The 23,310-nt window shown below is 68.1% G+C and carries 23 protein-coding genes and 3 tRNA genes; 3 read left to right on the top strand and 23 right to left on the bottom strand.

All coding sequences use genetic code 11. From position 1 onward, the window contains the following. Positions 1-10: 10 nt before the first annotated feature. From rpsG to Vqi01_RS07120, 20 genes are all read right to left on the bottom strand, one after another. Positions 11-481, bottom strand: coding sequence for a 30S ribosomal protein S7 (rpsG, locus tag Vqi01_RS07025; RefSeq protein ID WP_204033753.1), 471 nt, complete (start codon positions 479-481; stop codon positions 11-13). A 1-nt stretch (position 482) separates the two neighbouring features. After that, a complete protein-coding gene (gene rpsL, locus Vqi01_RS07030; RefSeq protein WP_204033754.1) occupies positions 483-857 on the bottom strand; it encodes a 30S ribosomal protein S12 in 375 nt (124 codons plus the stop codon). A gap of 474 nt (positions 858-1,331) precedes the next feature. Further along, complete coding sequence (locus Vqi01_RS07035; RefSeq protein ID WP_204033830.1) at positions 1,332-1,703, bottom strand: phage holin family protein; 372 nt, start codon at positions 1,701-1,703, stop codon at positions 1,332-1,334. Between the two features lie 496 nt (positions 1,704-2,199). Next, positions 2,200-2,574, bottom strand: coding sequence for a hypothetical protein (locus Vqi01_RS07040; protein WP_204033755.1), 375 nt, complete (start codon positions 2,572-2,574; stop codon positions 2,200-2,202). Between the two features lie 177 nt (positions 2,575-2,751). Continuing rightward, positions 2,752-6,639 (bottom strand): DNA-directed RNA polymerase subunit beta', encoded by a 3,888-nt coding sequence (locus tag Vqi01_RS07045; protein WP_204033831.1) that lies wholly within the window; start codon positions 6,637-6,639, stop codon positions 2,752-2,754. Between the two features lie 126 nt (positions 6,640-6,765). Next, positions 6,766-10,197: a DNA-directed RNA polymerase subunit beta gene (gene rpoB, locus Vqi01_RS07050; RefSeq protein WP_204033756.1), complete on the bottom strand. Its 3,432-nt coding sequence runs from the start codon at positions 10,195-10,197 to the stop codon at positions 6,766-6,768. 576 nt (positions 10,198-10,773) lie between these two features. Next, the gene (gene rplL / locus Vqi01_RS07055) at positions 10,774-11,163 is read right to left on the bottom strand and encodes a 50S ribosomal protein L7/L12 (protein ID WP_204033757.1); all 390 of its coding nucleotides are present in this window, start codon (positions 11,161-11,163) and stop codon (positions 10,774-10,776) included. A gap of 54 nt (positions 11,164-11,217) precedes the next feature. Next, positions 11,218-11,763, bottom strand: a complete 546-nt coding sequence (gene rplJ / locus Vqi01_RS07060; protein WP_204033759.1) for a 50S ribosomal protein L10 — start codon at positions 11,761-11,763, stop codon at positions 11,218-11,220. Positions 11,764-12,247: 484 nt separating this feature from the next. Further along, a complete protein-coding gene (gene rplA, locus Vqi01_RS07065; RefSeq protein ID WP_204033760.1) occupies positions 12,248-12,964 on the bottom strand; it encodes a 50S ribosomal protein L1 in 717 nt (238 codons plus the stop codon). Positions 12,965-13,047: 83 nt separating this feature from the next. Further along, positions 13,048-13,479, bottom strand: coding sequence for a 50S ribosomal protein L11 (gene rplK, locus Vqi01_RS07070; protein ID WP_204033761.1), 432 nt, complete (start codon positions 13,477-13,479; stop codon positions 13,048-13,050). Positions 13,480-13,681: 202 nt separating this feature from the next. Continuing rightward, entirely contained in the window at positions 13,682-14,404 is a 723-nt protein-coding gene (gene nusG / locus Vqi01_RS07075) for a transcription termination/antitermination protein NusG (protein WP_204033762.1), read from the bottom strand. 38 nt (positions 14,405-14,442) lie between these two features. Continuing rightward, on the bottom strand, positions 14,443-14,835 hold the full coding sequence (secE, locus tag Vqi01_RS07080) for a preprotein translocase subunit SecE (RefSeq protein WP_204033763.1): 393 nt from the start codon (positions 14,833-14,835) through the stop codon (positions 14,443-14,445). A 211-nt stretch (positions 14,836-15,046) separates the two neighbouring features. Then, positions 15,047-15,119: transfer RNA gene (locus tag Vqi01_RS07085), tRNA-Trp, on the bottom strand. Positions 15,120-15,245: 126 nt separating this feature from the next. Next, on the bottom strand, positions 15,246-15,638 hold the full coding sequence (locus tag Vqi01_RS07090) for a MaoC family dehydratase (protein ID WP_204033764.1): 393 nt from the start codon (positions 15,636-15,638) through the stop codon (positions 15,246-15,248). 1 nt (position 15,639) lies between these two features. Continuing rightward, positions 15,640-16,086 carry a MaoC family dehydratase N-terminal domain-containing protein gene (locus Vqi01_RS07095; protein WP_204033766.1) on the bottom strand — a complete coding sequence of 149 codons (447 nt, stop codon included), beginning with the start codon at positions 16,084-16,086 and terminating at the stop codon, positions 15,640-15,642. 131 nt (positions 16,087-16,217) lie between these two features. Then, positions 16,218-16,385, bottom strand: a complete 168-nt coding sequence (rpmG, locus tag Vqi01_RS07100) for a 50S ribosomal protein L33 (protein WP_012184342.1) — start codon at positions 16,383-16,385, stop codon at positions 16,218-16,220. Between the two features lie 130 nt (positions 16,386-16,515). Then, positions 16,516-16,588, bottom strand: a tRNA-Met gene (locus Vqi01_RS07105). A gap of 25 nt (positions 16,589-16,613) precedes the next feature. Further along, a tRNA-Thr gene (locus Vqi01_RS07110) sits at positions 16,614-16,686 on the bottom strand. A 92-nt stretch (positions 16,687-16,778) separates the two neighbouring features. Beyond that, positions 16,779-19,325 (bottom strand): putative bifunctional diguanylate cyclase/phosphodiesterase, encoded by a 2,547-nt coding sequence (locus Vqi01_RS07115; RefSeq protein WP_204033832.1) that lies wholly within the window; start codon positions 19,323-19,325, stop codon positions 16,779-16,781. A 51-nt stretch (positions 19,326-19,376) separates the two neighbouring features. Next, on the bottom strand, positions 19,377-19,523 hold the full coding sequence (locus Vqi01_RS07120; protein ID WP_204033767.1) for a hypothetical protein: 147 nt from the start codon (positions 19,521-19,523) through the stop codon (positions 19,377-19,379). Between the two features lie 305 nt (positions 19,524-19,828). On the opposite strand from Vqi01_RS07120, the gene Vqi01_RS07125 reads away from it, so the two are divergent. Continuing rightward, positions 19,829-20,278: a hypothetical protein gene (locus Vqi01_RS07125; RefSeq protein WP_372444326.1), complete on the top strand. Its 450-nt coding sequence runs from the start codon at positions 19,829-19,831 to the stop codon at positions 20,276-20,278. 7 nt (positions 20,279-20,285) lie between these two features. Here the strand turns inward: Vqi01_RS07125 and Vqi01_RS30620 are convergent, their stop codons facing one another. Further along, complete coding sequence (locus Vqi01_RS30620) at positions 20,286-20,630, bottom strand: hypothetical protein (RefSeq protein WP_239098228.1); 345 nt, start codon at positions 20,628-20,630, stop codon at positions 20,286-20,288. After that, the gene (locus Vqi01_RS07135; protein WP_239098229.1) at positions 20,617-20,943 is read right to left on the bottom strand and encodes a hypothetical protein; all 327 of its coding nucleotides are present in this window, start codon (positions 20,941-20,943) and stop codon (positions 20,617-20,619) included. Before Vqi01_RS07135 ends, Vqi01_RS30620 begins: the two co-directional genes overlap by 14 nt. A gap of 158 nt (positions 20,944-21,101) precedes the next feature. On the opposite strand from Vqi01_RS07135, the gene Vqi01_RS07140 reads away from it, so the two are divergent. Together Vqi01_RS07140 and Vqi01_RS07145 are read left to right on the top strand one after the other, a co-directional pair. Then, positions 21,102-21,875, top strand: a complete 774-nt coding sequence (locus tag Vqi01_RS07140) for a GntR family transcriptional regulator (protein ID WP_204033769.1) — start codon at positions 21,102-21,104, stop codon at positions 21,873-21,875. Then, positions 21,865-22,794 (top strand): DMT family transporter, encoded by a 930-nt coding sequence (locus tag Vqi01_RS07145; protein ID WP_204033770.1) that lies wholly within the window; start codon positions 21,865-21,867, stop codon positions 22,792-22,794. The genes Vqi01_RS07140 and Vqi01_RS07145 overlap by 11 nt, the downstream gene beginning before the upstream one ends. A 107-nt stretch (positions 22,795-22,901) precedes the next feature. Here Vqi01_RS07145 and Vqi01_RS07150 read toward each other — a convergent pair whose 3' ends face one another. Continuing rightward, entirely contained in the window at positions 22,902-23,132 is a 231-nt protein-coding gene (locus Vqi01_RS07150; RefSeq protein ID WP_204033771.1) for a hypothetical protein, read from the bottom strand. Between the last annotated feature and the right edge of the window lie 178 nt (positions 23,133-23,310).

The raw sequence follows: 23,310 nt of genomic DNA on the forward strand, positions 1-23,310 counted from the left end.
GACCTGGCTGTTACCAGCGGTAGTGCGCGAAGGCCTTGTTGCTCTCGGCCATCTTGTGCGTGTCCTCGCGCCGCTTGACGGCGGCACCGAGGCCGTTGCTCGCGTCCAGCAGCTCGTTCGTCAGCCGCTCGACAATGGTCTTCTCGCGCCGGGCGCGGGAGTAGGTGACCAGCCAGCGCAGGCCCAGCGTGGTCGCCCGGGCGGGGCGGACCTCGACCGGCACCTGGTAGGTCGCGCCACCGACACGGCGGCTGCGCACCTCGAGCGTCGGCTTGACGTTGTCCATCGCCCGCTTGAGCGTGACGACCGGATCGGTGCCGGACTTCTCCCGGCAGCCCTCCAGGGCCTCGTACACGATGCGCTCGGCGAGCTGGCGCTTGCCCCGCAGCAGGATCTTGTTCACCAGCTGGGTGACCAGCGGCGAGTTGTACACCGGGTCAGCGACCAGCGGCCGCCGCGGAGCGGGTCCCTTACGCGGCATGTCAGCTCTTCTCCTTCTTCGCGCCGTAGCGGCTGCGCGCCTGCTTGCGGTTGCGGACACCCTGGGTGTCCAGCGAACCGCGCACGATCTTGTAACGCACGCCGGGGAGGTCCTTGACCCTGCCGCCACGGACGAGCACGATCGAGTGTTCCTGCAGGTTGTGCCCGACACCGGGGATGTAGGCGGTCACTTCGATCTGGCTGCTGAGCTTGACGCGGGCGACCTTGCGCAGCGCCGAGTTCGGCTTCTTCGGGGTAGTGGTGTACACACGGGTGCACACGCCGCGCCGCTGAGGAGAACCCTTCAGCGCCGGGGTCTTGGACTGACTCGTCTTCGCCTGGCGGCCCTTGCGGACCAGCTGCTGGATCGTGGGCACCGGGTTTTTCCGCTCCCTTCGGCCGCTCTCGCGACCGCACTGTCTGCCGCAGCCGATCTGGTGATCGGCTCTCCTACATTCCGACCAGGGCCACCTCGCGGAGGTCCCGGCACCCGCGGTCGGGCGTGTCGCCCATCTCACGGTCCCGGGTCCAGCGCACGAGCGCGAGCCCCGGGGTCTGTCACCGGCACACGGACGCCGCCCGCCGGATCTTCTGCTCATTCGTGGCGCTGTCCGAATGCCGGAGCGAACCGGATCCAGCGCACGCACGATTCGCCCGGGCAGACCCGGGCACAAGGGGGAAGAATACCTACCACAGCCGCGCAGGTCAAAACGGGAGACCCGCCGGACTTCACACCGTGCGGCGACCGGCCCCGTCGCTCCACCCGCCCGTGATGGGCACCTACGGAAGCAAGTGTAACTGCTCCACCGGAAACCGCCCCGCTGAGCCCCGAGCCTGGCATCACCGACGGATCAGGCCAGCGCCAGCAGGAGAGCCAGCCCCATGCCCAGCAGGCTCAGCAGTAGCCCGGTGCCACCGCAGCTGATTCCGGCGATGGCCAGACCGCGGCCGGTGAACCGGACCGCCGGCAGCGGTGCCGGTCGCCGGATCTGACGCCAGCCCAACAGACCCACGACGACCGCCCCGGCCCCGACCAGGCCGCCCAGCGCGGTGAAGGCTCCCGCTGCCCAGACGCCGTTGGCGCCCTCGGAGACCGCACCGAAGCAGATGACCAGGAACGACACCAGAATCGAGATGATCCCGCCGACCAGCGAGCCGACCGCCAGACCCGAGGTGACCGGCGGCACGTCGAGGTGCACCATCGCGAACGGAGTGCCGGGCACCGGCTCCACCCGCTTCGGCGGCCGTGGACGGTCCTGGGGCGGCGGCACCCGGTGACCACCCCAGCCCGGGCCGACAGGCCAACCCGGTGATGGTCCCCCGACGGCCGGGCCGCCCGGCGGCGTCGGGGGCGAAGCCGGCGACGCCCCGAAGCTCGCCGACCCGGGCGGGAACGATCCGGGGAACGGTCCGGGCGGGAACGATCCGGGCGGGAACGGTCCGGGCGGATGGGGTGGTGAGCCGGGCGGTAGCGGCGAGGACGGGGCGTGCCCGGTGAAGGAGGCTGGCGCGGATCCGGGCGCTGCCCACCCGCTCGGGGCCGGTGTCTCGGCCTCCGGGCGCCCGGCGGTAGGTCGAGCGGACTCGCCGCTCTCGGGGCGCGCCGGTTCCGTCACGGGGATCCTCCTCATCGGCCGCGTCCGCCGCCGCGCGGTGGACAAAGTCAGGCTACCGATCACCACATCGGGTGCGGCGCGGGAGACGACGCACAGCTGGCGGTCAGTTCACGTTCGGGGCGAAATCCTGGCCGTAGGGCGCCTCGGCGAGCCGAAGCACGCCGACCACCATCCCGACGACCACGGCCACCGCTGCCAGCACCAGGCCCGTCCAGGCCAGGCTCTCTCCCCGGCGCAGCCAGGCCGCGCCGGTGAGGAAACCCCCCGACGCGTACGCCTCACGGCGCGCCTGCCGGGCCAGCAGAAGCGCCACCGTGGCCGGCACCACTCCCCCGATGAACAGACCGGTCAGCGCACCCATCAGACCGAGTGCGAAGACCGCCCGCGCCTTCGTGGCCCGGACCGGGTCCGGGTCGAGGGGATGCCGGGGCGGCCCCGGCGGCGGAGCGACCGGCATCGGGCCGGCGACGGTCGTCATGCCCCCATCATGCCCGGCGCGAGCCGGATCGGTTGGCGCAGTACCGCGTGCGGGTCGTCGCCCTTGGCGGTGCCGGCCCTGCGCAGCGGACGCTCACAGATGTCAGGGTCACAACGGCCGGTACCGACGACGAGGCCCCCGGCATTCGCCGGGGGCCTCGTCGTCAGTGCCCATGGCTCAGCGGTACGACCCGAAGTCGAAGTCGTCCAGCGGAACCGCCTGGCCGCTCGCCGGCCCGAAGCCGTAGTCGGTCTCCGGGTATCCGGTCATCGAGTAGACCTTGGCCTTTGCCTCCTCGGTCGGCTCGACCCGGACGTTGCGGTACTTGCTGATGCCGGTACCGGCCGGGATGAGCTTACCGATGATCACGTTCTCCTTGAGACCGATCAGCGAGTCGCTGCGGGCGTGGATCGCCGCGTCGGTCAGCACCCGGGTGGTCTCCTGGAAGGAGGCCGCCGAGAGCCAGGAGTCAGTGGCCAGCGAGGCCTTGGTGATGCCCATCAGCACCGGGCGGCCAGCCGCGGGCTCGCCGCCCTCGGAGACGAGCCGGCGGTTCTCCGACTCGAACAGCGCCCGGTCGACCAGCACACCCGGCAGGAACTCGGTCGAGCCGGAGTCGATGACCGTCACCCGCTTGAGCATCTGGCGAATGATGATCTCGATGTGCTTGTCGTGGATGAGCACCCCCTGCGAGCGGTAGACCTCCTGGACCTCCTGGGTCAGGTGGACCTGGACCGCCCGCGGGCCGAGGATGCGCAGCAGCTCGTGCGGGTCGATGGTGCCCTCGGTGAGCTTCTCGCCGACGTCGACGTGGTCGCCGTCGTGTGCCCGTAGCCGGACCCGCTTCGAGATCTTGTCGTAGACGATCTCGTCGCTGCCGTCGTCGGGGATAATGACGATCTTGCGCGACCGCTCGCCGTCCTCGATCCGGATCCGGCCGGGGGTGTCGGCGATCGGCGCCTTGCCCTTCGGGATCCGGGCCTCGAAGATCTCCTGGACCCGCGGCAGACCCTGGGTGATGTCCTCACCCGCGACGCCACCGGTGTGGAAGGTACGCATCGTCAGCTGCGTACCCGGCTCACCGATCGACTGGGCGGCGATGATGCCGACCGCCTCGCCGACGTCCACGATCTTGCCGGTCGGCAGCGAGCGGCCGTAGCACGCACCGCAGACGCCCAGCTTCGACTCACAGGTGAGCACGCTGCGCACCCGGACGGAGTCGACCCCGGCGGCGACGATCTTGTCGACCAGGATCGAGTTGATGTCCGCACCCCGCTCCGCGACGACGGTGCCGTCCGGCCCCTTGATGTCGTCGGCGAGCGTACGGGCGTGCACGCTCGTCTCGGCGTACTCGTGCACCACGAGAGTGCCGTCGAGGCGCTGACCCACCTGCATCGGGATGGCCCGGTCGGTGCCGCAGTCCTCCTCGCGGATGATGACGTCCTGCGAGACGTCCACCAGACGCCGGGTCAGGTAACCCGAGTCGGCGGTACGCAGGGCGGTGTCCGCGAGACCCTTACGGGCACCGTGCGTGGAGATGAAGTACTCCAGCACGGAGAGACCCTCCCGGTAGCTGGCCTTGATCGGCCGGGGGATGATCTCGCCCTTCGGGTTGGCCACCAGGCCACGGATCGCCGCGATCTGCCGGAGCTGGAGCAGGTTACCGCGAGCACCCGAGTTGATCATCTTCCACAGCGGGTTCTCCTGCGGCAGCGCGAGATCCATCTCCCGGGCGACCTCGTTGGTCGCGTTGGTCCAGATGGAGATCAGCTCGCTGCGACGCTCCTCGGCGGTGATCAGACCACGCTGGTACTGCCGGTCGATCTTGTCGGCTTCCTTCTCGTACCGCTCCAGGATCTCCCGCTTGCGCGGCGGAGCGATGACGTCCGCCATGCCAATGGTCACCCCGGACCAGGTGGCCCAGTGGAAACCGGCCTCCTTGAGCCCGTCCAGCGTGGCCGCGAGGGCCACCTTCGGGAACCGCTCGGCGAGGTCGTTGACGATCGCGGAGAGCTGCCCCTTGCGGATCTCGTAGTTCACGAACCGGTAGCTCGGCGGCAGGGTCTCGTTGAACAGCACCCGGCCGAGGGTCGTCTCCACGATCAGCGGCTCACCCGGAACCCAGCCCTCGGGCGGGGTCCACGGCTGCGCGCCGGCACCGTTGTCGACCTCGACCACATTCCGCAGCCGGATCTTGACCGGCGCCTGGAGGTGCAGCTCGCCGTTGTCGTACGCCATCCGCGCCTCGGCATCCGAGCTGAAGGCCCGGCCCTCCCCGCGCTCACCCGAGGTGAGGTGGGTGAGGTGGTAGAGCCCGATGACCATGTCCTGGGTGGGCATGGTGACCGGCTTGCCGTCGGCCGGCTTGAGGATGTTGTTCGACGACAGCATCAGGATCCGCGCCTCGGCCTGGGCCTCGGCGGACAGCGGCACGTGCACCGCCATCTGGTCACCGTCGAAGTCGGCGTTGAACGCGGTGCAGACCAGCGGGTGGATCTGGATGGCCTTGCCCTCGACCAGCTGCGGCTCGAAGGCCTGGATGCCCAGCCGGTGCAGGGTCGGCGCCCGGTTGAGCAGCACCGGGTGCTCGCCGATGACCTCTTCCAGCACGTCCCACACGACCGGACGCTGCCGCTCGACCATCCGCTTGGCGGACTTGATGTTCTGTGCGTGGTTGAGGTCGACCAGCCGCTTCATCACGAACGGCTTGAACAGCTCCAGCGCCATCTGCTTGGGCAGGCCGCACTGGTGCAGCTTGAGCTTCGGGCCGACCACGATGACCGAGCGGCCGGAGTAGTCGACGCGCTTGCCCAGCAGGTTCTGGCGGAACCGGCCCTGCTTGCCCTTGAGCATGTCGGACAGCGACTTCAGCGGACGGTTACCCGGGCCGGTGACCGGCCGGCCCCGGCGACCGTTGTCGAACAGCGCGTCGACGGCCTCCTGGAGCATCCGCTTCTCGTTGTTGACGATGATCTCGGGCGCGCCGAGGTCGATCAGCCGCTTGAGGCGGTTGTTCCGGTTGATCACCCGGCGGTACAGGTCGTTCAGGTCGCTGGTCGCGAAGCGGCCACCGTCGAGCTGCACCATCGGGCGCAGGTCCGGCGGGATCACCGGTACGCAGTCCAGCACCATGCCGAGCGGCGAGTTGCGGGTGTTCTGGAAAGCAGCCACGACCTTCAGCCGCTTGAGCGCCCGGATCTTCCGCTGGCCCTTGCCGGTGCGGATGGTCTCCCGCAGGCTCTCCGCCTCGGCGTCGAGATCCATGTTCTGCACCAGGGCCTTGATCGCCTCGGCGCCCATGCCACCGGTGAAGTACTCGCCGAACCGGTCCCGCAGCTCGCGGTAGAGCAGTTCGTCGGTGACCAGCTGCTTCGGCTCCAGCTTGCGGAAGGTGTCCAGCACCTCGTCCAGGCGGTCGATCTCGCGCTGGGCCCGGTCGCGGATCTGGCGCATCTCGCGCTCTCCGCCTTCCTTGACCTTGCGCCGGACGTCCGCCTTCGCGCCCTCGGCCTCCAGCTCGGCCAGGTCGGCCTCCAGCTTGGCGGCCCGCTTCTCGATCTCCGAGTCGCGGCTGTTCTCCGACTGCCGCTTCTCGGCGAGGATCTCGTTCTCGATCGTCGAGAGGTCACGGTGACGCGCTTCAGCGTCCACGCTCGTCACCACGTACGAGGCGAAGTAAATGATCTTCTCGAGGTCCTTCGGGGCGAGGTCCAGCAGGTAGCCCAGCCGGCTCGGCACGCCCTTGAAGTACCAGATGTGGGTCACCGGGGCAGCGAGCTCGATGTGGCCCATCCGCTCACGGCGGACCTTCGAGCGGGTCACCTCGACGCCGCAGCGCTCGCAGATGATGCCCTTGAAGCGGACCCGCTTGTACTTACCGCAGTAGCACTCCCAGTCCCGCTGCGGGCCGAAGATCTTCTCGCAGAAGAGCCCGTCCTTCTCCGGCTTGAGAGTGCGGTAGTTGATCGTCTCGGGCTTCTTGACCTCGCCGTGCGACCACTGACGGATGTCGTCGGCGGTCGCCAGCCCAATTCGCAACTCATCGAAAAAGTTGACGTCGAGCACGTTCGATTCCCTCACACGTCGCTTGTTGCGCTAGCAGCTCACCGGGTTCGGTTTCGGGGCGGGCGACCCACGGCGGGGTCAAGCCTGACCGCCCGGAGTGGGTCGCCCCGCCCCGAAACCCCAACGTCACACTTCTTCGACCGAGCTCGGCTCGCGCCGGGAAAGGTCGATGCCCAGTTCCTCCGCAGCCCGGAACACCTCGTCGTCGGTCTCGCGCATCTCCAGGGCCACACCGTCGCTGGAGAGCACCTCGACGTTGAGGCACAGCGACTGCAGCTCCTTGAGCAGCACCTTGAACGACTCCGGGATGCCCGGCTCCGGGATGTTCTCGCCCTTGACGATGGCCTCGTAGACCTTCACCCGGCCGAGCACGTCGTCGGACTTGATGGTCAGCAGCTCCTGCAGGGCGTACGCGGCACCGTAGGCCTGCATCGCCCAGCACTCCATCTCACCGAAGCGCTGGCCACCGAACTGCGCCTTACCACCCAGCGGCTGCTGCGTGATCATCGAGTACGGGCCGGTCGACCGGGCGTGGATCTTGTCGTCGACCAGGTGGTTCAGCTTGAGGATGTAGATGTAGCCAACGGCGATCGGGTCCGGCAGCGGCTCGCCGGAGCGGCCGTCGAACAGCTGCGCCTTGCCGGACGAGTCGATCAGCTGCTTGCCGTCCCGGTTGGGCAGGGTCGCCCCGAGCAGACCGGTGATCTCCTCCTCCTGGGCACCGTCGAAGACCGGGGTCGCCACGTTGGAGTTCGGCTCGGCGGAGTCCGCGCCGATCCCCTGGAGCTGGCGCTTCCACTCGGCGTCGTCGCCCTCGACCTTCCAGCCCGTCTTGGCCACCCAGCCCAGGTGGGTTTCCAGCACCTGGCCGATGTTCATCCGGCTCGGCACACCCAGCGGGTTGAGCACGATGTCGACCGGGGTGCCGTCCTCCAGGAACGGCATGTCCTCGACCGGCAGGATCTTGGAGATGACACCCTTGTTGCCGTGGCGGCCGGCGAGCTTGTCACCGTCCTGGATCTTGCGCTTCTGGGCGACGTAGACCCGGACCAGCTCGTTGACGCCCGGCGGCAGCTCGTCGCCGTCCTCGCGAGAGAAGGTACGCACGCCGATGACCGTGCCGGTCTCACCGTGCGGCACCTTCAGCGAGGTGTCCCGGACCTCGCGCGCCTTCTCGCCGAAGATCGCGCGCAGCAGCCGCTCCTCCGGAGTCAGCTCGGTCTCGCCCTTCGGCGTGACCTTGCCGACCAGGATGTCGCCGGGGACGACCTCGGCGCCGATCCGGATGATGCCGCGCTCGTCGAGGTCAGCGAGCATCTCCTCGCTGACGTTCGGGATGTCGCGGGTGATCTCCTCCGGGCCGAGCTTGGTGTCCCGCGCGTCGACCTCGTGCTCCTCGATGTGGATCGAGGTGAGCACGTCCTGCTGCACGAGACGCTGCGACAGGATGATGGCGTCCTCGTAGTTGTGGCCCTCCCAGGTCATGAACGCCACGAGCAGGTTGCGCCCGAGCGCCATCTCGCCCTCGTCGGTGCACGGACCGTCGGCGATGACCTGGCCGGCCTCGACCCGGTCGCCCTCGAAGACCACCGGCTTCTGGTTGACGCAGGAGCCGGCGTTGGAGCGGCGGAACTTGTGCAGCAGGTACGTCCGGCGGTGGCCGTCGTCCTGGTGGACGGTGATGTAGTCGGCGCAGAGGTCCTCGACCACTCCACCGACATCGGCCACGACGACGTCACCGGCGTCGACGGCGGCGCGGTACTCCATACCGGTGCCGACCAGCGGGGCCTCGGCCTTGACCAACGGCACCGCCTGACGCTGCATGTTGGCACCCATCAGGGCCCGGTTCGCGTCGTCGTGCTCCAGGAACGGGATCATCGCGGTCGCGACCGAGGTCATCTGCCGCGGCGACACGTCCATGTAGTCCACCGAGGACGGCGAAACATCCTCGGTCTCGCCGCCCTTACGGCGGACCAGCACGCGGTCCTCGGCGAACGTGCCGTCGGCCCGCAACGGCGCGTTGGCCTGCGCCTTGACGAACCGGTCCTCCTCGTCCGCGGTCAGGTAGTCGATCTGGTCGGTGACCCGACCGTCGATGACCTTCCGGTACGGCGTCTCGATGAAGCCGAACGGGTTGACCCGGGCGAAGGTGGACAGGGCGCCGATCAGACCGATGTTCGGGCCTTCCGGCGTCTCGATCGGGCACATCCGGCCGTAGTGGGACGGGTGCACGTCACGGACCTCGAAGCCGGCCCGCTCCCGGGACAGACCGCCCGGGCCGAGCGCGCTCAGCCGGCGCCGGTGGGTCAGGCCCGCCAGCGGGTTGGTCTGGTCCATGAACTGCGACAGCTGCGAGGTGCCGAAGAACTCCCGGATCGCGGCCACCACCGGGCGGATGTTGATCAGGGTCTGCGGCGTGATCGCCTCGACATCCTGCGTGGTCATCCGCTCGCGGACGACGCGCTCCATCCGGGACAGGCCGACCCGAACCTGGTTCTGGATCAGCTCGCCCACGGTACGCAGCCGCCGGTTGCCGAAGTGGTCGATGTCGTCGGCCTCGTAGCCCTCCTCACCGGCGTGCAGCCGGCAGAGGTACTCCACGGTGGCGACAACGTCGTCCTCGGTCAGCGTGCCGGTGGTGATCGGAACGTCGAGGTTGAGCTTCTTGTTGAACTTGTATCGACCGACCTTGGCGACGTCGTACCGCTTCGGGTTGAAGAAGAGGTTGTCGAGCAGGGTCTGGGCGTTTTCGCGGGTCGGCGGCTCACCAGGACGCAGCTTGCGGTAGATGTCGAGCAGCGCCTCGTCCTGACCGGCGATGTGGTCCTTCTCGAGCGTGGTCATCATCAGCTCGGACCAGCCGAACTTCTCACGGATCTGCTCGGCGGACCATCCGATGGCCTTGAGCAGCACCGTGACTGCCTGCCGCCGCTTACGGTCGATCCGCACGCCGACCGTGTCGCGCTTGTCGATGTCGAACTCCAGCCAGGCACCCCGGCTGGGAATGACCTTCACGCTGGACAGGTCACGGTCGGAGGTCTTGTCCGGCTGCTTGTCGAAGTAGACACCCGGCGAACGAACGAGCTGGCTGACCACCACCCGCTCGGTGCCGTTGATGATGAAGGTGCCCTTCGGCGTCATCATCGGGAAGTCACCCATGAACACCGTCTGGCTCTTGATCTCGCCGGTGGTGTTGTTGGTGAACTCCGCGGTCACGAACAGTGGCGCGCAGTAGGTGAGGTCCTTCTCCTTGCACTCCTCGATCGAGGCCTTGACCTCGTCGAAGCGCGGTGCCGAGAAGGACAGCGACATGGTGCCGGAGAAGTCCTCAATGGGACTGATTTCGTCGAGAATTTCCGCAAGACCCGAGCGCGCGTGCGGGTCGTCCGCCGACCGGCCCTGCCAAGCCTCGTTGCCGACGAGCCAGTCGAAGGACTCGTTCTGAATGGCGAGGAGGTTGGGGACCTCGAGGTGTTCGGTGATCCGGCCGAAGGAAACTCGGCGGGGAGCGAATGCGCTCGACGTACGACTGGTCTTCGCAGGGCGGGAAGCTGCCAAGATGCGTCCTTCCGAGGACCGGTGCTGCAGAACGGCTGGTACGCGTGCACTCCAATGACCCCACCAGAAAATATCCACAAACGGACATTTCCGAGCAGGGGTCAAGTCGGAAGGCAGCGCAAACTAGCAGTGTAGCCGAGAGGCTAACCGCTGTCCAGCCCACCCCGCAGGCCGTTGCGGAATTTGGCCTCGGGACCCTGAAACGGGTCGCACCGGGCCGCTCGGAACGCAACGTTCCTGCCGGGCCGCTCGGGCATCTGCGGCTGATGGTGCTGCCGCAGAAACTACCCACGCGGTGGCCGTCGCAAGCGCGGAAGGTCTTGCTGATGCCAGCGTGCCTGGCTGCCCTGGGCCGCGTCAAGGGCGGCATCGCCATCCGGTGGTTTTCGCGCCGGCGGCACCACCGCCGGCCCCGCCGGTGCGGGCGAGTGCCGGACCTCACGGACCCGCCCACGCTCGCACAGTTGCGGCAGCTCCACGAGCACGGCGGACGGCGATCCCAGTGTCAGGTCGCCGCCCGCCGCGACGCGGTGTGCCCCCGCTCGCGTGAGCCGGGACGGCCAGGTGAGGCTCAGATCACTTGAGGGTGACCTTGGCGCCCTCGGCCTCCAGCTTGGCCTTGGCCTTGTCCGCGGTCTCCTTGTTGACCTTCTCCAGGACCGGCTTCGGGGCCGCCTCGACCAGGTCCTTGGCCTCCTTGAGGCCCAGGCCGGTCAGCTCGCGGACGACCTTGATGACCTGGATCTTCTTGCCACCGTCGGCGTCGAGGACGACGTCGAACTCGTCCTTCTCCGGCTCGGCCTCGGCGGCGGCGCCACCGGTGGCCGGGGCGCCCGCGGCCACGGCGACCGGCGCGGCGGCGGTGACCTCGAAGGTCTCCTCGAACTGCTTCACGAACTCGGAGAGCTCGATCAGCGTCATCTCCTTGAACGCGTCGAGCAGCTCGTCGGTGCTGAGCTTCGCCATGTCTGGCGTCCTTTCCTAAAAGGTTTACCTAAGAACGTGGTGCGCCGTACGGCCTCAGGCCGCCTCGGCGCCTTCCTTCTCGCGCTTGTCCGCAAGGGCCGCCGCCAGGCGGGCGGTCTTCGACAGCGGGGCCTGGAACAGGGCCGCAGCCTTGCTCAGGTTGCCCTTCATCGCGCCGGCCAGCTTGGCCAGCAGCACCTCACGGGACTCCAGGTCGGCGAGCTTCGTGACTTCGGCCGCGGAAATGGCCCGGCCCTCGAAGACACCGCCCTTGATGACGAGCTTCGGGTTGGCCTTCGCGAAGTCGCGAAGCCCCTTCGCCGCCTCGACGACGTCGCCCGAAACGAAAGTCAGCGCGGTAGGACCGGTGAACAGCTCGTCGAGGCCGGAGATGCCCGCGTCCACCGCCGCACGCTTGGCCAGCGTGTTCTTGGCGACCGTGTAGCTGGTCTCCCTACCGAGCGAGCGCCGCAGCTCAGTGAGCTGGGAAACCGTCAGACCGCGGTACTCGGTCAGCACGGTGGCACCAGCGGAGCGGAAGCTCTCGGTCAGCTCGGCGACGGCCGAGGCCTTGTCGGCCCGGATCGGCTTGTCCGCCATGTCCCTCCTCTCTCGTTGCTTCGAGGCTGGTCACCGTCGCAGGCGAGTGACTGCGACGGGAGCGGAGGAATCGCGGCAACAGAAAAGCCCCGGCGCAGGGCGCACGGGGCGAGGCCGGCGGCAATCACTACGGTCGGCGGACCGCGGGATGCTGCCGATGTTCGCTTGCCGCCCTGCGCGGGTCGCCCGTCATCGCGGGACCTTCGACCGTGCCGAGGCACGGTGACCAGCGGTCTCTGGGTGGAACTTCACACACAACAAGATGTGCGACGTCAACAGGCTACGCGATCCGACCGGCCCTCGCCAAATCGCCCCCGGTGCCGCTGCTCACCTCTCCAGACAGCCGCCTCAGCAGCCCACCGAACGTCAGCGGCAGTTGTGAGATCGAGGACGCCGCCGACCCCACGATCGACGGGAGCTTGGGAGGGGGTAGAGGCGAGGGGCCCCGCCACGGTGTGGCGGGGCCCCTCGTCGGGTCGCGTGCTCAGCCCTCGGCCGAGCCTTCCTGGAGGTTCTTCACCAGGTTCGGGTCGACCGGGACACCCGGGCCCATGGTGGTGGTGAGGGTGATCTTCTTGAGGTACTTACCCTTCGCCGCAGACGGCTTGGCCCGGAGCACCTCGTCGACGACGGCCGCGTAGTTGTCGACCAGCTGGGCCTCGGAGAACGAGGCCTTACCGATGATCAGGTGCAGGTTCGAGTGCTTGTCCACCCGGAAGGTGATCTTCCCGCCCTTGATGTCGGACACCGCCTTGGTGACGTCCATGGTCACCGTGCCGGTCTTCGGGTTCGGCATGAGACCGCGCGGGCCCAGGATCCGCGCGATCCGGCCGATCTTGGCCATCTGGTCCGGCGTGGCGATCGCCGCGTCGAACTCCAGCCAACCGCCCTGGATCCGGGCGACCAGCTCATCGGTGCCCACCTCGTCCGCACCGGCGGCGACGGCCTCCTCGGCCTTCGCGCCGGCGGCGAAGACGATCACGCGGGCGGTCTTGCCGGTGCCGTGCGGCAGGTTGACCGTGCCGCGGACCATCTGATCCGCCTTGCGGGGGTCGACGCCGAGGCGCATCGCGACCTCGACCGTGGCGTCGAACTTGATGGTGGTCGTCTCCTTGGCCAGCTTGACGGCCTCGGCCGGGCTGTAGAGCTTGGACCGGTCGATGGCCTCGGCGGCCTTGCGGTAGCTCTTGCTGCGCTGCATGTTCTGTCTACTCCTGTGGTCTATGGCGGGCCGCGGTGCTCGCGCGCCCTCCCACGATCCGTACGGGTCGGTGCTGGCCGAGGTCAGTCGGTGATGTTCAGACCCATCGACCGGGCGGTGCCGGCGATGATCTTCTCAGCCTGCTCCACGTCGTTGGCGTTGAGGTCGGGCATCTTCTTCTCGGCGATCTCGCGCAGCTGAGCACGGGTCAACGAGCCGACCTTGTCGGTGTGTGGAACACCCGAGCCCTTCTGCACACCGGCGGCCTTGATCAGCAGCTGGGCGGCCGGCGGGGTCTTCAGCACGAAGGTGAAGGTGCGGTCCTCGTACACGCTGATCTCGGCGGGGACGATGTCGCCCCGCTGCGACTCGGTCTGCGCGTTGTACGACTTGCAGAACTCCATGATGTTCACGCCGTGCTGACCGAGCGCAGGGCCGACCGGCGGCGCCGGAGTGGCCTGGCCCGCCGGCAGCTGAAGCGTGAACGTCTTGACGAGCTTCTTCTTCGGAGGCATGTCTCTTCCTGGGGCTTGGAACTGGGAAAGGTTCGCGCCGACGCCGCCGTCGGGGCGCGCACGGTCAGCGCGGATGCGGCGGCGGCGACGTTTCAGGGTAGCGCAGCCCTGGACACGCCCGCCCACGGAGGGTTGGCCGGACAGACGAACAGGACACAGCGCACCGCTGGCGGCGAGCCGGGCGCCGCCAGCGGTCAGTGGATCAGATCTTCGCGACCTGGTTGAAGTTCAGCTCCACCGGCGTCTCGCGACCGAAGATCGACACGAGCACCTTGAGCTTCTGCTGGTCGGCGTTGATCTCGCTGATCGTGGCCGGCAGCGAGGCGAAGGCACCGTCGGTGACCGTCACCGAGTCGCCGACCTCGAAGTCGAGGACCTTGATCTCGGGCTTGATCTTCTTCTTCTCGGTCTCCACGGTCGGCGCCAGCCACTTGAGCACCTCGTCCAGGCCCAGCGGCGCGGGGCGGTCAGCGCGGTCCGTGGCGCCCACGAACCCGGTGACGCCCGGCGTGTTGCGGACGCAGGAGTAGGACTCGTCGGTCAACTCCATCCGGACCAGGATGTAACCCGGGAAGACCTTGGCCTGCACCTGGGACCGCTTGCCGTTCTTGACCTCGATCTCTTCCCGGGTCGGCACCTCGACCTGGTAGATGTAGTCCTCCATGTCGAGGGACGTGATCCGCGTCTCGAGGTTGGTCTTGACCTTGTTCTCATAGCCGGCGTACGAGTGCACCACGTACCAGTCGCCCGGCGCGTACCGCAGCTTCTGCCGCAGCTCCGCGACCGGGTCAAAGCCCTCGTCTGGCGCTGGCTCGGTCGTGTCGAACTCCGGCTCGCTGGCGGCCTCGACCGACTCGTCACCAGCCGCCGTCGCCACCGTGGACTGCTCGTCCGGCGTCTCGGCGGTCTCGTCGTACTCAGGCACGCTCGCTCACTTCCGTCACTATCGGCACAGTCAGCCGGTCAGCTGGGGTTGCCGAAGACCCACAACACACCCTTGGCGAAGACGAAGTCGAGGCCAGCCACGATCGTCAGCATCACCGTGACGAACGCGATCACCACGGCCGTGTAGGTCAACAGCTCCTTGCGCGTCGGCCAGATGACCTTACGCATTTCGGCCACGACCTCGCGGATGAAACGCGCGATACGACCGAACAACCCGACCTTGTCGGCGTCGGTACGCGTCTTCGCCCGGCTGTCGGCGGACTCCGCCTTGGCCCGTTCACGGGTGGCGGTGCCGCCCCGGGAGACCGGCTCGTCCGCGTCGGTGGCGTCGTCGTCGGCGCCGTCACTGACGACCTCGTCATTCAGGCGGTCGTCGTCGGCGTCCTCGCCGCGCCGCTTGTTGTCGGCCACTTCGCCCTCCGTCGCGGGATGTCGGGGTCGCACGCGGTGCGCGTGCGCGGCGCTTGGTCACGCCGGCCGGACCAACCGTCCCGGGACGGGCCGCGGCCGGCGGATCGACCGGAAGGCCCGATGCCTCGGAACCTCCCCGCCGATGCCACCACCACGGGCCGGACGCCACCGAAACGGCGGCGCGACCCACGGAACGGTCAGGCCTGAGGCGCAGGGGTGACAGGACTTGAACCTGCAGCCTGCGGTTTTGGAGACCGCTGCTCTGCCAATTGAGCTACACCCCTGTGCGGCAACGCTCGCCCCACCAGGCCACCCGGCCAGGAAGGGGTCACTTGCCCCACGGCGGACCAGTGTACGGGTACCGACCCGACTTTCCCAACCGGTCCACCGATCACGTCGTCCGGCGCCGGTCAGCGCGCCGTCCGCAAGGTGGCCCGCGCCTGCGAGAGCACCTTCTCGCCATGGCAGCTCGCGGTGATGTCGAGCCTGGTCAGCCCCGCCTCGGTCACCTCGCGGACCACCGCACTCACCACGATCTCGGTGCCCTCGTCGTCGTCGGGCACGACCACCGGGCGGGTAAACCGGACGCCGAGATCGACCACCGCGTCGGCGCTGCCCGCCCAGGTGGTCAGCGCCCGACCGACCAGCGCCATGGTGAACATGCCGTGGGCGATCACCCCGGGCAGACCGACCTTGGTGGCGAGCCGGTCACTCCAGTGGATCGGGTTGAAGTCGCCCGAGGCGCCGGCGTAGCGGACCAGGTCCGCCCGGGTCACCCGGAACGTCTGGGTGGGCAGTTCCACGTCAGGCCTCCCCGCGTACGACGAGCTTCATCCAGGCGGTGACCACCGGCTCGCCGGCGGTCGTCTTGACGTCGGTCCGGGTGGTCACGAACTCATGGCCGCCGCGACTGGTGACGCCCTCGACGGTGTTGACACAGACCAGTTCATCGCCGGCCACCACCGGACGGGTGTAGGCGAACCGCTGGTCGCCGTGGACGACCCGGCTGTAGTCGAGGCCGAGGGCCGGGTCCTCGATCAGCTGGCGGTTCGCGGCCATGGTGAGCACCACCGGGAAGGTCGGCGGCGCGACCACGTCCGGGTGACCCAGCGCGCGGGCGGCCTCCGGATCGTGGTGGGCGGGATCGGTGGCCCCGATCGCCGTCGCGAACTCACGGATCTTCTCGCGGCCCACCTGGTAGGGGGCGGTCGGCGGATAGCTCCGGCCGATGAAGGAGTGGTCCAGGGACATGCCGCGAACCTACACGCAAAGGACGATCGCCGATCCGTGCGGTCGGCGCAGACCCGAAAAGGGCCAGGGCCGTCCGTGGCGGACCGGCGATCGTGGGTACGCGTGGAGCCGGGCGATTCGGCCCGGACAGGTCAGCGCGTCTCGCGGTGGATGGTGTGCCGCCCGTCCCGGGGGCAGAACTTCTTCAGCTCGATGCGGTCCGGGTCGTTGCGGCGGTTCTTGCGCGTGATGTAGTTGCGCTCCTTGCACTCCACACACGCCAAAGTGATCTTCGGCCGGACATCGGTCGCCTTCGCCACGGCGGAGTGCCTTCCTCGCTAACGGATACAACAACAGCGCTACAGCCTACGCGCCGCCTGGGCGGACACGCAAAGCGGGCGCCCATGGCGCCCGTCCTACGACCGCCGGGAACCCGGCGGACGGAGAGAGTAGCGGTGGCCGGACTTGAACCGGCGACACAGCGATTATGAGCCGCTTGCTCTGCCATCTGAGCTACACCGCCGTGGTGGGCCCAGCCGGACCCTCTGAGCCCCCTTACGGAATCGAACCGTAGACCTTCTCCTTACCATGGAGACGCTCTGCCGACTGAGCTAAGGGGGCCTGCGCGATCACTCGGTGGTCGCGCAGACGTAAGAGTACACGGCCGTACCCCGCTGGTGAAATCGGATCCCTGGATGCGGCGTATGCCAAGCTCAGGGCACCACACGGAGACGCGGAAGCTCGCTGTTGGAGATCGACTCGGGGTCGGCCTGGGCACCGAACCAGGCCTCCAGGCGCTCGTACGGCAGCGGGCGGCTGAACAGGAACCCCTGGCCGATCTCACACCCGATGTCCAGAAGCAGCTCCAGGGTCAGCTCGCTCTCCACACCCTCGGCCACCACCGTCAGACCGAACTGCTGGGAGAGGGTGACCACGGCGTTGACGATCGCCAGGTCCCCCGGGTCGGTCGCCATGCCCTGCACGAACGACCGGTCGACCTTGACCTCGTTCACGGGCAGCCGGCGCAGGTGGGCCAGGGAGGAGTTGCCGGTGCCGAAGTCGTCCACGGACAGCCGTACGCCGAGGTCCCGCAGACGGCGCAGGGTCGGGATCGGCCGGTCGGTGCCGTCCAGCACCCCCGCCTCGGTGATCTCCAGCGTCAGCAGCTGCGCCGGCACGCCGTGTTCGTCCAGCAGCTCGCGTACCCGATCGGGAAAATGAGCGTCGATGAGCGTACGCGCGGAGAGGTTGACCGCGACGGCGAGCGAGTGGCCGCCGAGCGCCCAGTCGCGGCTACGCCGCAGCCCTTCCCGGAGCACGAACTCGGTGAGCCGGTCCAGCTGGCCGGTGTGCTCGGCCACCGCGACGAAGTCCTCCGGGGTGACCGTGCCCTGCGTCGGATGCTCCCAGCGGGCCAGGCACTCCACACCGACCAGCCGGCGGTCCCGCAACGTCACCTTGGGCTGGTAGAAGACCTCCAGCTCACCACTGTCGAAGGCCCTGCGCAGATCACCGGCGAGCCCGAGCCGACGCAGCGAGCGGGACTCCAGGGCGGGGCTGTAGAGCTGCACGCTTCCCGGGACCGACTTCGCCACGGTCGCCGCCACGTCCACCCGTTGCAGCAGGGTGGCCGCGTCGCTGCCGTGATCCGGATGGACGACGACCCCGACGGCGGTGTCCACGTCCAGCGTCAGGGCGTCGAAGGCCATCTCGTCGCGGATCTGCTCCCGCAACTGGCCGGCGAGCTCCACCGCCGCCTCGACGCTCTCCAACCGCAGGGTCACCAGGAACTCGTCCCCGCCGACCCGACCGACCAACGCTGCCGAGGGTGTGCAGCCGCGCAGCCGGTCGGCGACCTCGACCAGCACCCTGTCCCCCGCCGCATGGCCGAGGGACTCGTTGACCTGACGCAGCCGGTCGACGTCGAAGAGCAGCAGCGCGACCACCTCGCCCGGGGCGCGGATCCGGGCCGCCTCAGCCAGCGCGCCGAGGATCCGGCGACGGTTGGGAAGTTTGGTGAGGCCGTCGTGGTACGCGTCGTGTCGCAGTCGGTCCACCAGGCGGGAGTTTTCCAGCGCCACCGCGGCGTGCGCCGCCACGGTCTCGAACACCGTGACGTCCACGCTGCGGAAGAAGTTGGTGTCGCCGAGCCGGTTGGCGACCTCCAGGGTGCCGATGACCGCCTTGCCCGAACGGAGCGGCACCACGATCACATCCTTGAGCGAGGTGGGCACCAGTGCCCCGCGCAACTCCGGATCGCCGCCGAGCCGCTGGCCCACCGCCATCGTCTCCTGCCGCGCCAACGCGGCCTCGCGCAACGCCGCCGGGCTGGGTGTGGAGTCCAGCAGCCCCGACTTGCCCTCCTGAGCGGTGAGCAGCACCTCCGGGTGACGGCCCTGCGCGGGTAGCCAGAGGGTGGCGGACTCCGCCTGCATCAAGCTCCGGATCCGGCCCAGCAGCGCGTCGATGAGATTGCCTTCCGGCCCACTCTCGGTGATCACCTTGGTCAGCTCGTACATCTCCGCGAGCGTGCGATGCTGCCGGACGAACTGCGTGTACGTGTCGTAGACGAGCGCGAACGCCACAGCGAGCCCTGCGAAGAGAAGAAGCGCCCACGGCGTGCTCTTCAAACAGATGATGATCAAGATGCCGACCGCCAGGTTGATCATCACCGTGAGCAGGATCGGCGGGACCGCTCGGATCAGCTCCCGCCCGGCCTGCCAGCCCTGCACCACCGAGATCACCGCAACCACCGCGACAAACCCCACGAGAGCGTGAGTGGCGATCGCCGCGAGCAGGAAGCTCCAGGTGCTCGGCCCGACGCCGACTGCCTGATGCGGCAGCACGGTGTGCACCAACCCCGTGTACACCATCGTGGCCAGACCGGTCGCGGCCGCCGCGAGCGCGACGTTGAACCAGAGTTTCGCCGGCAGAAGCTTGCGCCGCAGCTGCACCAGGAGCGTAGCCACGGTGTACGCCAGCACCACCGACAGCGGTGGCAGCAGGTAGAGCGCGACGACGAGGGGAATCTCGGTGAAGGTGGTGCCGAGTGCCTGCCGACGCACCACCACGTTTATGGTCGGCATCGCGGCTACGATCATCGCCGCCGTGAGCACGAGCGTGAGAAGCCAGTTACCCAGCGCGGGCCGGACGGCCAAGCCGAGCAGTAGCGAGAAGATGACGGCACAGAGCGCCAGCGGGCCTGTGATCAACCAGGCGCGTTCGGTCCGCCGACGAGAAGACCCGGCGCTCGATGACATCATGGCGCCCCTCCCGACGTTTAGGCTGTGCCGGTCAGGACGGAAGCAACGTCAGCGCACCACCAGATCTGTCGCCGGCATCTGCCACTCGATGCCGTTGGTCCTGAACTGCGGCTCGGTGGCTACGCCGGCCACGACCACCAAACTGCCAACCAGCAGAAGGGAGCCGAGTAGCCGACCCAAACGTCGAGTAGACATGTGTGCTCCTGGTGGGGTGATCGCAATCGTGATGGAGGGTCCCCCGATAGTGCCACAGCCGCTCGGCCGGTGGAAAGTTCACGGGAGCGATGTCAGGCCGGTGGTCGCTTACTGTGGTACGTCCGCAGCCCACAGGTGTCCGTCCGGGCAGGTCAGTCCCGGCCAGTCGACAGCTCTACTGGAAGAAGACACCAACCACCCAAACTTTCCTTACTTAGCGTAGCGGATCTAGCGGACACCGCCGGAGACCCTGCTCCCCGCGCGTTCCGGTTGAGCCGCGTACGGCAGACGGCCGTGGGTATTGAATGGCCATGGCGCACGACAGCAGGTCGGTGGAGGACGAGCACTCCCGTCCGGACGGTCTTGACGACACCACAGTCGAGGCACTGGGTGAACTGAGCAAGGCCCTGGAGACCATCCACCGGGTACGCGGACACCTCTACTCCGCGCACCAGCTCGTCGGCGGTGCGGATCTGACCCTCGACCGGGTGGTCACACTGCTCCGCGAGGCCGGCCACCACGCCGTCGCCGACCGCGTCGAACACGAACTGTTGGGTCGCAACGTGCTACCCGGCCGCTGGACCTTCCAGATCATGGAGGAGTTCGACGACGGCTACTACGCGGCATTCCAGGAGATCGAACGGTACGCCCGGGAGATGCTGGCCGGCGGCCGGCGGCACATCTACGAGGCGGAGATGAAGCAGCGACGGCGTACCCCCGGAGTGCCCGGCCACGAGGCCACGCCGCAGGAGTGACGGCTGCTCACTCGCGGTCGTAGCGTCCCTCCAGGGGGCGTCCCTTGGTCATCACCCGCCAGCGAACGTAGGTCAGCTCGTAGATCAGCCGGTCGAGCTGGACGCGCGAGAGCAGCACCGATTCCGTGCCGCCGGAGCGGGTCGCGTCGACCTTGACGACCGGCTCGCGGCGGCGAAACCGGTCCAGAAGCAGTTGCACACTCACCCAGCCGCCGCGCTCGGTGCCGACCGTGGCGAGCAGCCCCCGGTGCATCGGATCGTCCGGCCCGCAGCCCCGACACCAGTCAGGACAGGCAGCGTCGTCGCCCGCCCCGGCCCGCCGTACGCCGGCCGGCTCCTCAGCCCTCCCCATGCTCGCGCCCTCCCTCGCAGCCGGCCTGCCCCAGCAACGACCGCAACTGCTCGACCAACTGGCCGGCCTGCGGCAGCGAAAGCTCAGCCCAGGCAACGCCCGCCCGGCAGGCCACGTGCACCGTCACGCTCGGAGCCTGGCCATCGGAGCCGATCAGGTACGACAACACCGTCCCGGACGCGCTCACCTCACCGACCTTCAGCAGTACGCCCCGATGCCGCCGCCGCATGTGCGCCAGCACCGGCGGCACCAGATGCCCGCACCGATTCAGGGCACACCAGTCCGGATGCACCGGCTTACTCGTCATGCTCACCGCAGCTACCTCCTCGACCCTCCGGACAACTCATCCGGCAAACTGGCTTGAGCCAGATCTGGCTCAAGCCAGCCTGGGCGAGAGTGGCCGACCTGTCAATAGCTGGCTTGAGCCAGTTGCGTTAGCCTGGGTTACCGCTATGAGAGACAGGTGGTCTGATGAGTGAGCAAGCAGAACGGCAGCCGCCGAGCCGCCGCATCGCCGAGGAGCTACGGGCCGCGATCATGCGCGGCGACCTCGTAGACGGCGATCAACTACCTTCCGAGCGAGAGTTGGCGTCCAGGTACGCCACCGCCCGAAACACTGCTCGTGAGGCGTTAGGCATCCTGCAAGCCGAGGGCCTGGCTGTGGCCCAGCATGGCCGAGGTGTCTTTGTGCGGCAGCGCCGGCCGTTGATGAGGATGGGCCGGAACCGCTACTCCCGACGGGACAGGAACGAGACGGGCTTGTCCCCGTTCCGCATCGAGGTCGAGCGACAGGGCCGGACACCCCACACAGAATGCCGGTCAGTGACGCGCGTGCAGCCACCGGCCGAAGTTGCTGAACGGCTGAAACTGAACGAGGGCCAAGAGGTCGTCCGCCGCGAGAACTGGTACTTCGCTGATGACGAGCCGGTTCAGGTCGGGGTGACCTACATCCCCGCGACACTGGTCGAGGGGTCACCCCTGGCCACAGAGAAGAAGCTCGGACGGGGCAGCATCTACCAGCGATTCGAAGACCTGGGCTATCCGGTCGTTCGTATCCGCGAAGAGGTCAGCGCCCGGATGCCCACACCGGAAGAGGTCAAGGGCTTGACGATGCCGCCGGGTGTCCCGGTGATCGAGGTACTTCACACCAGCATCGACGAGCAGGGACGCTCGTTCGAGGTGACGCGGTTCGTGATGCGCGCCGACCTCAACGGCCTGGACTACGAAATGCCCGTTGAAGACTGACCACCAGACCGTCACCCGGGCAGGACTCGCCAGGGTTGCGGCTCTGGCGCTGATCTGGGGCTCAGGCTTCCTGTTCATCAAACTTGCGCTGCGAGGCTTCAACCCCGTACAGATCGTCTTTGCTCGGCTCTTGCTCGGCTTCGTGGTTCTGCTGCCCATCGCCCTGTCGACCGGTCTGCGCTTCCCCCGAGGCTGGCGCACCTGGGCACATCTGTTCGTAGCCGCCCTGGTCGCCAACGCGATCCCCTACGTGTTGTTTGGCATCGGTGAGGAGACCATCGGGTCCAACATCGCAGGCGTGTTGAACGCGACCACACCTCTATGGACTCTGCTCCTGGCGTTTCTGGTTGGCGTCGACCGATCCGTGACCGCGTGGAAAGCCGGCGGATTCGGTCTCGGCTTCCTAGGCGTTGTCGTCCTCTTCTCGCCCTGGGAAGCCGCTAACGAGATCGCAAGCTGGGGCGGGCTCGCCTGCCTCGCCGCAGCCGCCAGCTACGCCATCAGCTACGTTTACATCGGTCACTTTCTGACCGGCCGCGGAATCAGTCCGCTCATGCTGTCGACCAGCCAGCTCGGCGCGGCCACCGTGCTTCTCGCAGTCGCCATGCCCATCGCCGGCATGGAAACTCCCACCTGGGGAACCGACGCCGTGGTCAGCCTGCTCGTCCTCGGCACACTCGGCACCGGAGCCGCGTACGTCCTGAACTACCGCATCATCCAGGACGAAGGAGCAACAGCAGCATCCGTCGTCGCGTACCTACTGCCCATCGTTGCCGTGATCCTCGGATGGCTCGTCCTCCGCGAAGCCCTCACACCCGCGATCCTGGCCGGCGTCCTCCTGGTCCTCACCGGGGTCGCACTCAGCCGAAGAAGACCGGCTGAGGCCGGTAGTAGCCGGCGAGGCCCTGGTGGCCGGTAGATTCCGACGGCCGGACATCCGTCCCGAGGCACGGGAAGGCATGGCATTGCCGCGCGCGGGCGTTGCGGTGAGGCGTCGGGCCAGCGCTCGCACACCAGGTCGGCGGGTCACCGGGAGTTGTCGTATCCCTCCGAGGGTTGTCCCTTCGTCATCACTCGCCAGCGGATGTAGGTCAGCTCGTAGATCAGCCGGTCGAGCTGGACACGCGAAAGCAGCACCGAACCCGTGCCGCCAGAGCGGGTTGCATCGACCTTGAGCCCTACATCCGAGCTGTCCAGGCCATCGAACCAGCCCCTGCCACCGTCCGAATCAGTGATGTCGACCTGATCGAGATGCATCGCGACCGCCGCATGTACGAATGGGAGGTCGCACACCGGTTCCCCCTACGCTGACCAGCACGTCAGCCGCTGGGTCAGGCCGTGCCCTCACGCATCTCACGCTGGCGAGTGGCTCGGATCTCAGCAAGCATTCACTCCTTGTGCTCAGCGACCTTGGCCTCGTCAAGATTCATACGGG

This window comes from Micromonospora qiuiae (assembly GCF_016863555.1).
Taxonomy (GTDB): Bacteria; Actinomycetota; Actinomycetes; order Mycobacteriales; family Micromonosporaceae; genus Micromonospora; species Micromonospora qiuiae.